The sequence below is a fragment of the Bacillus sp. JKS001846 genome, from assembly GCF_900176455.1.
Classification (GTDB): Bacteria; Bacillota; Bacilli; order Bacillales; family Bacillaceae_G; genus Bacillus_A; species Bacillus_A cereus.
Genome location: NZ_FWYG01000001.1, coordinates 2,392,200 through 2,404,164, shown reverse-complemented (window position 1 = coordinate 2,404,164; position 11,965 = coordinate 2,392,200). Strand labels below are relative to the sequence as shown.

Sequence of the window (11,965 nt, the reverse complement as noted above, 5' to 3'; positions counted from 1 at the left end):
TGCCTTTCTTATTGTAATACGTATACCCACTCAATTGTATCTCCTGGTTTTACCGTAGCTACACCAGCACTATGGTTTGGAAAAGCACCGTTCACACGATATTTCCATCCACTAGTATCCGCAATATCTTTTTCATATAAATCATTAATACCTTTTACATAAATACTATCTCTAGATCCGCTTGCATCAACATCTAATCCTGTACGTTGCAATACTTTATACACAGTATCGCCATCTTGTACATCCATCTTTTTCGCACCCATTATATATCCGTTATTTCCTTTTACTGAGATTGTTACTTGTTTTGCTTGCGGTTTCGGTACTGGTACTGGATCTGGTTTTGGTGGTTCAGGTTTTGGTACTGCCGGAGTCGGTATCGTTTTCTCCGCTTTATTCGGATCTTCTTTTTGCTCCTGCTTCGGTGTTTCTTTCGGCTGATTCACAACCTTTGCTTCTTCTTTTACTTCTGGTGCTTTCGGTTGTTGTTTCTCTTCTTGTACTTGTTGCTGCTCTGGTTGCTTATTTACAGCAGGTTGCTCTTTCGGTTGTTCCTGTTGTTTCTCTTCTTTCTTTACCTCTGGTTGTGCCTGCGGCTTTTCCTCTTTCGGCTTCTCTTCTACTTTTTGTTCTTGTTTCTCTTTCTGTTCTTCTTGCTGCTTTTGCTCTGATTCAGCTTGCTTTTCTTTTGTTTTTTCTTCCGGCTTCGCTTCATCTTTTTGTTCTTTTTGTTTCGCTACCTCTTCTTGCTTCGGTTCTACCTTCTTCTCAGGCTTTACAGCTGCCTCTTCACATCCGGCAAGTAGCCCGAGCGAAAGCAGTAAAGAAATGAACCATTTCACCTTACTCATCCTATCTCTCACCTTTCATACGAAAATTAGGAGCAAATAATTGCTCCTAATTTTTTGTTAAGCTGCTTTACGTCTCCATAATACATATGCAGAAGCAATACATAATACACCCATACCTACTTCTGTTGCTGGACTATGAGAAGATGCTCCTGTTTTTGGTAGACTGTTACCGTTTCCGATTTTTTTATTCTTAACCGGTTCGTTATCTACAACTACTTTTAGATTTTCATCTTTTGTTTCTTGTTGTACTTGGTCTTGTTCTTTCGGTTCTTCAGTAACTTCTTTTTCTACTACATTATTTTCTGGTTCAACGACCTTTTCTGGCTCTTCAATCGGTTTTGGCTTAATTACATCACCAGCGTCTACATTAGACCAATCATAAATAGATTTTCCCATTTCCTTAAATTGAAGTAATGCTAAAAGAGCCTGTTCTGTAGCCATTCCGTTACCATTTTGATCACTTGGTAACCATTTAAATTCACCATTTGAAAGTTGATATGATAATAGGTTTTGCATTGCCTTATGAAGACGGTTTTGATCTACACCTTTAACAAGCGATAATCCAATAATTGCTTGCGCAGTACTATTTGAATTTTCTTGTCCATCAGCTGAAAAACCACCATTTTGCAGCTGTTCGTTATATAAATACGCAACAGCTTTTTGTATAGCTGGTTTCACATCTGATCGCTCTTGATAAGGAGCTAATGCTGATAAAACCATACCTGTTACATCAACGCTACTAGCACTATCTTTACTACCTGAACTATTATAAGTCCATCCACCGTCTGTATGCTGATTATTTAACAGTGCTTCCACTAGAGCAACTCTGTTCCATTTTGATTCAACTGGAATCTCATACTTCTTCGTATCAAATGCAAGTAAAGCAAATGCATAACCTGTAACAGAATTCACTTTATCTGACTCATACAATTTTTGAACTAAATTATGTCCACCTACATTTTTAGGGTCTGCACTCATTGCATTCATCATAATAATTGTTCTAGCTAAATCTGTCGCTGAAAAACGATTAATGCGCTTTTCTACTTTTTCAGTTACTGACTTAACATAATTTAATTTTGCCTCAATTGGCACATTCTTTCCAGAACGAGAAAGCGCTACAGCTACCCAGTCACTTTCAATTCCATCTTGTAACATCTTATCTGATGTTTTAGAAATGGCTTCGTTTAATTGTGCACTTGGATCTTGAATGTTCTCTTGCTTTGGTTGTTCTGGTTGTTCTGGTCTTGGATCATCCGTCTTCGGTTCTTCTGGTTTTTCTTGTTTTGGATCATCCGTCTTTGGTTCTTCTGGTTTTTCTTGTTTTGGATCATCCGTCTTTGGCTCTTCTGGTTTTTCTTGTTTTGGATCATCCGTCTTTGGCTCTTCTGGTTTTTCTTGTTTTGGATCATCCGTCTTTGGCTCTTCTGGTTTTTCTTGTTTTGGATCATCCGTCTTTGGTTCTTCTGTTTTACACGTCCCAAACTTATCTAACGTTTCTTTCAATGTTTCCTGGCTTATATTGCTCCAGTCTGAAACAAAGCGAAAGACAACAACATCTCCAGATTTTAATTTATAACTATCTGCTCCGACTTCTGCAGACTTATCATTTACATCATACAGCCAAGCACTTGTATCCCCGGCCATTAAACCATCGATTCCTTTTACATATGTTCCAAACGACATCGTTTCAGATTCTACCTTGTCCCCCATGACCTTTTGCAGCAAACTTAAAGCTGTTTCCCCATCTTTAATTTGCTCTTCTTTCGGACATAACATAATGCCTTTTTGTGATTCCCCAATAATTGCAAGTTTTGCTGTATTTTCTTCAGCAAACGTAATATGTACTGTATTCGCAAAAGAAACAAATACAAGTGTCACTGCCATTAACGACGTAAGCAGCCACTTTTTCAACATTGCCATCCCAAAATTTCCTCCCTTACTACCATTTACACAAAAAAAGGCCCTTCAAGGGCGTGCGATTGACACTCTCTTTTTGTAAGTGTCGAACAAAAATGTACAACACCTCCTACCCGCATTATTCGCGGCTATATTTGTATAGGAAAAATAATTTTGTTTATGAACGTATCATTGTGATAACATTCACTTTTCTTGGCACAACTTACTTCCATTTAAGTTATCGTAAAACGATAAACCTATACATTCTGTAAATTTTAAATTTCTGTATTATTTTACTATTGACAAAGAATTTTGTCCATGCTTTATCGGATTTATTTTCTAAGAATAATAACTTATTAACTCTTAACTATGTAAACTCTTTTCACTAATAATGACGCCATCTTCATCCGCATAAACATATTCATTTGGATTCCAATCCACTTGTCCAAAATGCAATGAAATATTTCGTTCTCCTTTTCCTTCTTTCACACTTCTATTTGGCATCGTTCCTAACGCTAAAATACCAATATTAATATTCTTTAGTTCACTAGAATCACGAACATACCCATTCACAATAATTCCTGCTAGCTTTCTTTCTTCCGCAATAGCTGCCAAATTATCACCAAGTAACGCACAATTAGTAGACGCTCCGCCATCAACAACTAATACTGTTCCTTCTGGTAATGTTTGCAATCCTTCCTTCACTAGTACATTATCATCTTTCACTTTTACAGTTGCAATTTTCCCGTGGAATTGTTCTTTCTTCCCAAAAGACCGAAAAGACTGGCGACATATTTGTAATTCCTTTTCAAATTCATCACATAGATCTGTAGTTTTCCACATCTTGTTCCCTCTTTTCCTTTTTCTTTCTACATAACATATTCTTGGCTTATTATCGTTTCCCTGTCTAATATTGCAATAATTTGTATGTACGGGAAAAGGATACAAAAACTATTGCCTTAAGAAGCTACCTTTATTATAATCTATTTCACGGATTGAATTCAGAATATTAAAATTAATAAAGTGAAGAAGGAGGAATTTTATGCAAATACAAACTGAGGCAAAAAACAACCTAGTAAACAAAAGTTTAAAATGCCTGATGCGTACGTACTACTATTTTTTATTGCCTTACTTTGCGCCATTGCTACGTATTTCGTTCCTGCTGGAGAATTTAAAAGAGTTACAAACGGGACCGTTACAACGACAATACCAGGTAGCTATCATTCTGTTCCGCAATCACCTGTAGGATTTGTTTCTTTTTTTACCGATATTGAAAAAGGAATGACACTTGCTGCTCCGATCATCTTTTTAATTTTATTTACAGGCGGTGCCATTGCCATTCTTGAAAAAACAGGTGCTCTTGACGGTTTAATCTATCATGTTATAAACAAATTTCGTAATCAGCAATTACTTTTCATTTGTATCGTTGCCGCACTTTTTTCTATTCTCGGAACGACTGGCATTATCGTTAATTCAGTTATCGGTTTTATCCCCATCGGTATCATCGTTGCACGCACATTAAAATGGGACGCTATCGTCGGTGTAGCAATTATTTATTTAGGCACTTATGCTGGTTTTAATGCTACTATTTTATCCCCCTCACCTTTAGGCATTTCACAAAAGATCGCAGAACTTCCGATATTTTCGGGAATTGGTTTACGCACAGCTATCTATATATCTTTTTTACTTGCCACTATCCTTTATATTAATTGGTATGTAAAGCGCTTGAAAAAATTGAATAAAGGAAGCATTCTTGGCGACAACTGGTTTCCAAGTAACGCTCTTTCAAGCGAAAAGGAAGCAGAGAAAAAAGAAGTTCCTTGGACGATACGTCATAAATTAATTTTACTCGTTTCAGCTTTATCATTAATTGCATTTTTAATAGGCGCTTTTCGTCTACATTGGACGGACGCAGAAATGACCGCTACTTTTATTTTCATAGCAATTACAGCCGGAATAATAGGTGGCATGAAAGCAAACGATATCGCTTCTACTTTTCTAAATGGCTGCCAAAACCTTATCTATGGTGCTTTAATTGTCGGAATGGCTCGCTGTATTTCAGTCATTTTAGAACAAGGCAAATTACTTGATACTATCGTTAACCAGCTCGCACAGTCTCTTGAAGGACAAAGCCCTGTATTTGGTGTTATCGGTATGTACGTAAGTAGTGCCGCATTACATTTCCTTATTTCATCCGGAACAGGAGAATCGGTTATTTTTATTCCGATATTAGCTCCATTAGCTGATTTCATGCACATTACACGCCAAGTTACAGTACAGGCTGTTATGCTCGGCGAGGGTGTAGTAAACTGCCTTAATCCAACTTCCGGTGTTTTAATGGGCGTTCTCGCAGCGAGCGGCATTTCTTATGGAAAATGGATTCGTTTCATGGCTCCACTTGCACTCATTTGGTTTATCATTGGACTTGTTTTTCTTATTGTTGGGGTGAATATTGAGTGGGGACCTTACTAAATACTTAACTAGATAAATAAGTACTATCGTTCCATATAAATATCTATTCTATTTCCCTCACTAGTCCTATAAAAATCATTTATTCTAGTAAAAATATAAGAAGGGATTGATCATAATGATCAATCCCTTTTATCAAAATATAATACCTTTAAAGATCTTAGTTCCAGATTTTATTTACCCATTCAGGATGATCAATAAAAGGATTGCGGTTATGTTGATATTTTGTAAAAATCACTTCATTACGCTTTCGCTCTAAATCATCGACCGGGTCTTGTTCATTCCATTTTAATAAGACAGATAGTTTCCCCATGTATGGATCTTTATTGTTATTTACTTTTTCATTCAGTTCTAAATCTATTTCGCCGTTGTCTCCCTCGTAACGAACAGCCATATAAAACAGCATTCTAGCAATATCTCCTTTTACACTATCACGAGGTTCCCAGGAATCACTATCATATTTACACTCTGTCGCTTCAGAATGATTCACACCACCATTATCAAAATCTAGATTTCCACGTGAACTATTTACAGATACATCCGTTGCTCTTAAATGATGTAGATCTGTTCCAGGTCCTGCAGTCGTTCCAAAGTCACCGTGAGATTTTGCCCAAACATGCTCTCGGTTCCAGTTATTTACTCCTGATCCATTCGTAAGTTTCCCATGCGAACGACCAGTATATAAGAGTATCACATTATTTTTATTATTTGGGTCCTCATCAGTATCTCTTAGCGCTTCCCAAACCGCACTGTATGATAGCTTTGTATGATTATCAATAATATTATGCAGTTCCTTCTTTAATTCTAACCCCGTTTTTCCTATTGCGTTATTATAATATGTATCGTCATAATTTTTTACAATAATCTCTTGTGCTGATGCAGAAGCTACTTCACCGTGTATAGTATCTGTGAATGATAGAGATGCAGAACCTAAAATAAAAAATGAAGATAGTGTAACCATAGCAATCTTTGTATTTCGAAACTTCATATACCCATTCCCCTTTAAAATATAATTTAAAGCTATTAACTAAAAAGTGCTTTCTAACCCCCAAAACCTTTTAGAAACCCCTACCCCTTTTCTGTTTATTTAATACAAGACTCTATCCAGTCTGTATCACTTCTAAACTTTTTATTTATTCACATTCCAAACAATTTCACTTTTTACAAGGAATATCCTTCTCTTATAAAGATTATTAACATATTCTTTACAACTAAAAAGTAGTTTAATATTAACTTATAAATTTTAATTTATTTATGCAATAATGCATATTTGATAAATACTTAAAAAAATAGTTTGAATAAAATGCATTCAAAGAAAACCGTGCAACAAAACAGATACAGTCTAAGACAGAAATAATAAAAATCAAGATGATAGCTCGACTTTTCCCTTTTCCATAACTGTCTTTATTTTTGTGTAAAACCTTTCTTTCTCTGAATAATACGTACAAAAATAGATTGGATACCATTTAGGCACCAATCTATTTTAATTAAAGAAACTGTGTCAATTCTGAGTTCACAATACGTTGTGCAGTAATGATAACACTGTCAGCTGTTAGTCCATAAACACTATATAGTCCACCAGGTTGATTAGGAACAATTTGAACTTCATATTCAAATGCTTGTCCAAAAGCAGGATGAACTAAACTTAGAGTTACAAAAGTAGAAGCATTAGAATTCACATTGAAGTTTACCTGTTCAATTAATACTAATGAACCGTCAAGTCTAAAAACTCTAGCTACTCCAGTAAGTGGGCCCGCAGTACGGTTAAGGATTTTCACCCTAACTTTATTTGCATTAGCAGGTTGATTTCCTACGTTTTCAATTGGTCCTGTAGTAAGAGCCATATAACATCACCCCCATTATATTATTATGATATTCAACGATAAACATTAATGTTATAGTCTAATTACCCAATCTACTTAAAATAAAAAGAAGCTCCAAATTCTATTATATTTAGGTCATAGATATTAAACTTAATAAAATCAAAGGCAGGAGCATATTTGATATGTTCCTGCCTTTTTATTGTGGGATACCGATAAATAGCCCTCTAGCTAAGATTTTAAAGTGCTACAAAATCAAAAATTTTATCTCACCACAGTTTTCTACGAGAATCCAGTGAACAGCTTATTTACATAATTTTTGTTCTCGGAAGTTGATTTTGTAGCGCCCTTTCTCGTAATTCACTATGTTTTCCAAAGAAAATAGTGAAAAACAGGGCGATGAATACATTTACAAAATGACAAAACTGTAAGAATACACGAATGTTTGTAAGAAAGTTCGATGTTTTCTTTTTCCTTTTTTTATTATAGTGAAAAAGAAGAACAAAATATTCTCTTATGTAGAAAAGGAAGATAATAATGATTGATCTATTAAATAAATGGATGTTAGAAAGTACAGCCAATTTTAATATCGTTGTAGGACTTACAGCACTTCTATTTTTGGGTTCAGTAATTGCACTTATTATTATTTACAAAAAAATTGGTAAACCGGTTGAAAGAACAAATACTATTTATTTAAAAATTACTTCTCGTATGTTTACTACTCAAATTCTAATGAATGCTATATTTATTTCTTTAGTTGGTAAAGATATTGAGAATTTCCGTCAAATCTTTATATTATTTGAAGCTTTTGTATTCTTTATTGGAGCTATTTATTCGTTTAAATTATATAGACAGGAGTACAAATAGTTGATCCCCATCTAATTTCTTTGCTTCCGCTGAATTTTGAGGTGAGGGTCTTACTTCCCGGCGAATAGCGGGATAAAACTAGAACTTCTTTTCCTATGTATCATTATTTCGTTACTTCACCAAACTGCGCTCTCGTCACTTTCGCCAAGTCATCTACTTTAAGCTCAATTTGTATACCAATTTTCCCTCCACTTACAATGATCGTATTAAGTGATTGGGCACTTTCATCAATACATGTAGAAAATAGCTTTTTCATTCCGACTGGTGAACAACCGCCGCGAATGTATCCTGACACTTTCGTAATATCTTTAACAGGAATCATTTCAATTTTCTTTTCACTTACTGCTTTTGCGGCAGCTTTTAAATTTAGTTCCTCATCTACCGGAATAATAAACACATGATAATTTTTACTATTCCCTTGAGCGATTAACGTTTTATATACTTCTCTCACTTCTCGTCCAATTTTCTCGGCTACTGATACGCCATCAATTTTCCCATCGTCTGGATCATATGACATCATCGAATATTCAATTTTTTCTTTATCTAATATTCGCATCGCATTTGTTTTATCTTTTTTCATAACGTTCTCCTTAAAAGGTTATTTCATATTATTAAGTTTTATTATACACCCTTTTCCATTTCTCCTACATAACTTCACGTATATTTCAAAACTAAAAATATTGATAATTCAAAAATCATCTGATATAATTTGGAAAAACTTATGTTAAGGAGAGATTTGTAATGCGAAATTTTAATACTTCTTTCCAACTTCATCATCATACGTAACGCCGTGTATCCGAAGAAAAATTTTTCTTCGTGGGTACAGGGCTTTTCCTGTTGACCCACGAAGCGTTCATAAAGCTATGTGGGTATTTTTATACTCACATAGCTTTTTTTAATTTAAAAAGGAGTGATTACAATGGAAATGAGAAATGTAAAAGGAACGAAAGACTATTTACCAGAGGAACAAGTGCTGCGAAATAAAATTAAAAGAGCTTGTGAAGATACGTTTGAACGATACGGATGCAAACCTTTAGAAACGCCGACGTTAAATATGTATGAGCTTATGTCTTACAAGTACGGCGGTGGTGATGAAATATTAAAAGAAATATATACACTTCAAGATCAAGGAAAACGTGAGCTCGCCTTACGATACGATTTAACTATTCCATTCGCAAAAGTTGTGGCAATGAATCCGAACCTCCGCCTCCCTTTTAAACGTTATGAAATTGGGAAAGTATTTCGAGATGGGCCAATTAAACAAGGAAGATTTCGTGAATTTATACAATGCGACGTTGATATTGTCGGTGTAGAATCAGTCATGGCTGAAGCGGAACTCATGAGCATGGCGTTTGAGCTGTTCCGAACATTAAACTTAGAGATAACGATTCAATATAATAACCGAAAATTGTTAAATGGTATTCTTCAGGCCATTAACATCCCTACTGAATTAACAAATGACGTCATTTTATCATTAGACAAAATCGAAAAGATTGGGATTGATGGTGTACGAAAAGATGTATTAGAGCGCGGAATTTCTGAAGAAATGGCTGATACAATATGTAATACTGTATTATCTTGTCTAAAGCTTACAATAGCTGACTTTAAAGAAGCTTTCAATAACCAACTCGTTGCCGATGGAGTAAACGAATTGCAACAATTACAGCAATATTTAATCGCTCTCGGAATAAATGAAAATACGATATTCAATCCGTTTTTAGCAAGAGGACTGACAATGTACACAGGTACTGTATATGAAATCTTCCTAAAAGATGGCTCAATTACATCTAGCATCGGTAGCGGCGGCCGTTACGATAACATTATCGGAGCATTCCGTGGTGATAGTATGAACTATCCAACAGTCGGTATCTCATTCGGTTTAGACGTTATTTATGCAGCACTATCGCAGAAAGAAACAATCTCATCTACAGCGGATCTATTTATCATCCCGCTCGGGACAGAATTACAATGCTTACAAATTGCCCAGCAATTACGTTCCACCACTTCCTTAAAAGTTGAACTTGAACTAGCAGGACGCAAATTAAAACGTGCCCTTAATTATGCCAATAAAGAGAATATCCCTTATGTGCTTATTGTTGGTGAAGAAGAACTTAGTGCAGACACTGTTGTGCTGCGGAATATGAAGGAAGGTAGTGAGGTAAAGGTTCCGATTTCTTCTTTAAGTAGTCATTTATAATACGAACCACCCTCGTTTGGGTGGTTTTTCTATTTTATAGATACCTAACAATTAGTTTACATAAAATTATTATAATCTATTAAAAATACAAATAAACAATATCCAATTACCTATTATTTTTGGTAATGTATAGATATGAATTGTTTTAGGAGGATTAACTTTGAAAACCTACATTCAAGCACTAAAGTGGACTACAGGGATCTATCATCTTTTATTACTTCCTTGTTATTATGTATTTCCAAGTCTTGTTAACCTATATGGGTTACCTTTACTACTATTGATTGTTTTACATATCACTACTATTTTATTAGCTAAAAAAGAAGGCATGAATACGTACCCTCATTATATCGGTATTATCGTTACTCTAGTTGCCTTCTTTCCTTATATAGACATCTTTCTACATATGATAGCAGCCATTTTCCTTATATTAGATGCTGCTTCTACGAATGCAAAAGAAGTTTATGATTCATAGATGGATAAAATGAAACTTTAATCCATTGAGTTTTGAAATAGGTCAGCAAAAAGGATTTACTTTTTAAGTAAACCTTTTTTCATTTTTAATTACTTTCCTTACTCCAGAATAATAAAAGAATATTCTGTTTGATTTTTATAAATTTCTAAATATTTATAAAACATTCAAATTAACATACATTTTAGTTATGTAAAAAATCTAAGTTTTAAGGAGATGAATCCATGCTTAAAAAGTTGATAGCAGGTGCATTATTAACTGTTTCGTCGTTAACTGGAGGAGTGGGATTAGTATCAGCTAGTACCGAAAAGGATTATTCGATTTCCTCTTTCGAATATGTAACTGTAGATGAAAAGACTGTTGATTCGTTTAACAAATTGAGTGCTCCATCAAAGGAAGACATAAAAATAACATTAGTTCTACCGAAACAAAATCAAAATGGAGACTGGTTATCTTATGGATTTTCGAGCAAAGAAAGTTTAGAGTCTTTTATTGAAAAAGATAAACAAAGGTTGAATAATTCAATCACTCCCCTTGGTGTTGGTGGAAGCGGACCTGGTAGTACAGACTTCTATAAACACACAAATCAAGGTAGCGAGTATTTTTCTCTAAGTAGCGGTTATAAAAACTTGTCTGCTAGTTGGCAAAATCAAATTGTTTCTGTACGTACAGCATCCCCCACTGCTAGCTATTCAACAACGCTATGGGAACGTACTTCAACGGACGGATATGGAAAAGGTGTTGTTTTTAAACACGCTGATTGGTATGGTCAAATTGCAAACTTAAATAATTTTCCAACTTCAGCAGTTGAAGTTAAAAAGTTAAAAAATTTAAAAATAAAAGGTGTTTTCACGTATGAAAACACCTTTTATTTCTACAATTATTTCTTCTATAACAATTTCAACTCTTAATTATTATTTTTCGTATCCCTACTCTCCAAAACTTTCTCCATATTATGAGTTGCCCATTCCATCATTAATAGAATCATTGGACGAAGTGATTCACCAAGCTCGGTTAACGAATATTCTACTTTAGGTGGCACTTCACGGTATACTTCACGATGTATGATGCCATCTGCTTCAAGTTCTCTAAGCTGCAGTGTTAACATTCTTTGTGTGATATTAGGTTTTAATCTTTTTAATTCATTAAACCTCTTTTTCCCATCTAATAAATGATACAAAATAACACCTTTCCATTTTCCACCAATCACCTCTACCATCGCTTCAACTGGACAAGAATATTTATTTAAAAATGGGTAATTTATATTTTTTTCATTTGAACAATCCATAATAAACCCCTTCCCTTAACAATAGTATCTTTTTTGATACTATAACACATAAATGTGCGTACTTGTATCTATGTTACTTTAAAAATATAATTTATTTACAAAATAAATTAA

General features: G+C 34.5%; 11 protein-coding genes and 1 pseudogene. 5 read left to right on the top strand and 7 right to left on the bottom strand.

Annotation, left to right across the window (positions count from 1 at the left end):
- Positions 1-8: 8 nt before the first annotated feature.
- The 3 genes from B9A45_RS12960 to rraA all read right to left on the bottom strand — a co-directional run bounded on the left by B9A45_RS12960 (position 9) and on the right by rraA (position 3,587).
- A complete protein-coding gene (locus B9A45_RS12960; protein WP_000048903.1) occupies positions 9-848 on the bottom strand; it encodes a DUF4430 domain-containing protein in 840 nt (279 codons plus the stop codon).
- 57 nt (positions 849-905) lie between these two features.
- A complete protein-coding gene (locus B9A45_RS12955) occupies positions 906-2,768 on the bottom strand; it encodes a DUF4430 domain-containing protein (RefSeq protein WP_084064105.1) in 1,863 nt (620 codons plus the stop codon).
- Positions 2,769-3,107: 339 nt separating this feature from the next.
- Positions 3,108-3,587, bottom strand: coding sequence for a ribonuclease E activity regulator RraA (rraA, locus tag B9A45_RS12950; RefSeq protein ID WP_000266038.1), 480 nt, complete (start codon positions 3,585-3,587; stop codon positions 3,108-3,110).
- A gap of 249 nt (positions 3,588-3,836) precedes the next feature.
- Here rraA and B9A45_RS12945 point away from each other — a divergent pair, with 249 nt between their 5' ends.
- Complete coding sequence (locus B9A45_RS12945) at positions 3,837-5,216, top strand: YfcC family protein (protein WP_084064104.1); 1,380 nt, start codon at positions 3,837-3,839, stop codon at positions 5,214-5,216.
- 157 nt (positions 5,217-5,373) lie between these two features.
- Here the strand turns inward: B9A45_RS12945 and B9A45_RS12940 are convergent, their stop codons facing one another.
- Positions 5,374-6,201 (bottom strand): endonuclease I family protein, encoded by an 828-nt coding sequence (locus B9A45_RS12940; RefSeq protein ID WP_084064103.1) that lies wholly within the window; start codon positions 6,199-6,201, stop codon positions 5,374-5,376.
- A gap of 499 nt (positions 6,202-6,700) precedes the next feature.
- Positions 6,701-7,057 (bottom strand): hypothetical protein, encoded by a 357-nt coding sequence (locus B9A45_RS12935; RefSeq protein WP_053512614.1) that lies wholly within the window; start codon positions 7,055-7,057, stop codon positions 6,701-6,703.
- A 513-nt stretch (positions 7,058-7,570) separates the two neighbouring features.
- On the opposite strand from B9A45_RS12935, the gene B9A45_RS12925 reads away from it, so the two are divergent.
- A complete protein-coding gene (locus B9A45_RS12925) occupies positions 7,571-7,900 on the top strand; it encodes a hypothetical protein (protein ID WP_000566272.1) in 330 nt (109 codons plus the stop codon).
- Positions 7,901-8,003: 103 nt separating this feature from the next.
- Here the strand turns inward: B9A45_RS12925 and ybaK are convergent, their stop codons facing one another.
- Positions 8,004-8,480: a Cys-tRNA(Pro) deacylase gene (gene ybaK / locus B9A45_RS12920; RefSeq protein ID WP_084064101.1), complete on the bottom strand. Its 477-nt coding sequence runs from the start codon at positions 8,478-8,480 to the stop codon at positions 8,004-8,006.
- Between the two features lie 339 nt (positions 8,481-8,819).
- On the opposite strand from ybaK, the gene B9A45_RS12915 reads away from it, so the two are divergent.
- From B9A45_RS12915 to B9A45_RS12905, 3 genes and pseudogenes are all read left to right on the top strand, one after another.
- Positions 8,820-10,097, top strand: a complete 1,278-nt coding sequence (locus B9A45_RS12915) for a histidine--tRNA ligase (protein ID WP_084064100.1) — start codon at positions 8,820-8,822, stop codon at positions 10,095-10,097.
- A gap of 160 nt (positions 10,098-10,257) precedes the next feature.
- Positions 10,258-10,569 (top strand): hypothetical protein, encoded by a 312-nt coding sequence (locus B9A45_RS12910; protein ID WP_084064099.1) that lies wholly within the window; start codon positions 10,258-10,260, stop codon positions 10,567-10,569.
- Between the two features lie 221 nt (positions 10,570-10,790).
- Positions 10,791-11,387, top strand: a pseudogene (locus tag B9A45_RS12905) (hypothetical protein); the annotation flags it as partial.
- An 86-nt stretch (positions 11,388-11,473) separates the two neighbouring features.
- Here B9A45_RS12905 and B9A45_RS12900 read toward each other — a convergent pair.
- On the bottom strand, positions 11,474-11,854 hold the full coding sequence (locus tag B9A45_RS12900) for a winged helix-turn-helix transcriptional regulator (protein WP_084064098.1): 381 nt from the start codon (positions 11,852-11,854) through the stop codon (positions 11,474-11,476).
- Between the last annotated feature and the right edge of the window lie 111 nt (positions 11,855-11,965).

Coding starts and splice junctions, on each gene's coding strand:
- B9A45_RS12940 (WP_084064103.1), bottom strand. CDS start 6,201: ATGAAGTTTCGAAATACAAAGATTGCTATGGTTACACTATCTTCATTT.
- rraA (WP_000266038.1), bottom strand. CDS start 3,587: ATGTGGAAAACTACAGATCTATGTGATGAATTTGAAAAGGAATTACAA.
- B9A45_RS12945 (WP_084064104.1), top strand. CDS start 3,837: ATGCCTGATGCGTACGTACTACTATTTTTTATTGCCTTACTTTGCGCC.
- B9A45_RS12955 (WP_084064105.1), bottom strand. CDS start 2,768: ATGGCAATGTTGAAAAAGTGGCTGCTTACGTCGTTAATGGCAGTGACA.
- B9A45_RS12925 (WP_000566272.1), top strand. CDS start 7,571: ATGATTGATCTATTAAATAAATGGATGTTAGAAAGTACAGCCAATTTT.
- B9A45_RS12915 (WP_084064100.1), top strand. CDS start 8,820: ATGGAAATGAGAAATGTAAAAGGAACGAAAGACTATTTACCAGAGGAA.
- B9A45_RS12960 (WP_000048903.1), bottom strand. CDS start 848: ATGAGTAAGGTGAAATGGTTCATTTCTTTACTGCTTTCGCTCGGGCTA.
- ybaK (WP_084064101.1), bottom strand. CDS start 8,480: ATGAAAAAAGATAAAACAAATGCGATGCGAATATTAGATAAAGAAAAA.
- B9A45_RS12935 (WP_053512614.1), bottom strand. CDS start 7,057: ATGGCTCTTACTACAGGACCAATTGAAAACGTAGGAAATCAACCTGCT.
- B9A45_RS12900 (WP_084064098.1), bottom strand. CDS start 11,854: ATGGATTGTTCAAATGAAAAAAATATAAATTACCCATTTTTAAATAAA.